A 725-nucleotide genomic window follows, 5' to 3' on the forward strand; every position below is an offset into this window, starting at 1 on the left:
TTATCCCACAACAACGCATCAGCCTGAGCAGTGCTAATTTCATTGGTAATCTCTTCGGTAATTTCATCCTTAACATTATCGATTTTATCTTTAACATTATCGAATGAATCACCAATACCAGCAAAGGCAGACGCGACATCGCTATAACTCGAGGCAGTAACACTACCATCAGATGAAAACTTTTTAACTGCGAATGTAGGAGCTGTCCATGTGCCATTCTCATACTTAGCTTTACCTCCTAAAGACTTCGCAACACCACTCCCTAGAGCATAGAGCTGGTTACCAGCTACAGCATCACTTGAGTCTTTACTTATAGACCCATTGGCAAGCGATGTGATCTTGCTGCTTGTCTTCTCTTCACCATGTGTCGCTACAAATGCACCTTTGGAGTTATCCCACAACAACGCATCAGCCTGAGCAGTGCTAATTTCATTGGTAATCTCTTCGGTAATTTCATCCTTAACATTATCGATTTTATCTTTAACATTATCGAATGAATCACCAATACCAGCAAAGGCAGACGCGACATCGCTATAACTCGAGGCAGTAACACTACCATCAGATGAAAACTTTTTAACTGCGAATGTAGGAGCTGTCCATGTGCCATTCTCATACTTAGCTTTACCTCCTAAAGACTTCGCAACACCACTCCCTAGAGCATAGAGCTGGTTACCAGCTACAGCATCACTTGAGTCTTTACTTATAGACCCATTGGCAAGCGATGT

Annotated in this window: 1 pseudogene; it reads right to left on the reverse strand. The window is 42.2% G+C overall.

What is annotated here, in order from left to right:
* Positions 1-725 (reverse strand): annotated as a pseudogene (locus ACFIJJ_RS09955) (hypothetical protein); the annotation flags it as partial.

Source organism: Bartonella sp. TT29SHDZB (genome assembly GCF_042193395.1).
Taxonomy (GTDB): Bacteria; Pseudomonadota; Alphaproteobacteria; order Rhizobiales; family Rhizobiaceae; genus Bartonella.